Annotated in this window: 1 protein-coding gene; it reads right to left on the reverse strand. The window is 50.8% G+C overall.

What is annotated here, in order from left to right; translation table 11 throughout:
• The coding region (locus PPL9_RS12230; RefSeq protein WP_152986682.1) for a DDE-type integrase/transposase/recombinase at positions 1-266 on the reverse strand (266 nt) is incomplete at both ends.

A 266-nucleotide genomic window follows, 5' to 3' on the forward strand; every position in this document is an offset into this window, starting at 1 on the left:
GAACCGTTGTCAACCAGAAAGGCTCTCGGCAAGCCGTAGAGCTTAAAGCTCTCTTCTAAAGCCGTTTTAACTGTATTGGTGCGTTGGTCTGGGCAAGCCTTAAGGCAGGTCGCAAACCGGGAGTGGTCGTCGACAACCGTGAGAGGATGGCAACGAGTGTTGTCTTCCAGCCTGATCCAACCTTTAAAATCCATTTGCCAGAGTTGATTAGGAAGAGGAGCTTCAAATCGCTGCCAATCCGAGGACGCTGGGATTGATTTCGGTTC

Origin of the sequence: Pseudovibrio sp. POLY-S9 (assembly GCF_001431305.1) — a bacterium.
In the GTDB taxonomy this organism is placed as follows: domain Bacteria; phylum Pseudomonadota; class Alphaproteobacteria; order Rhizobiales; family Stappiaceae; genus Pseudovibrio.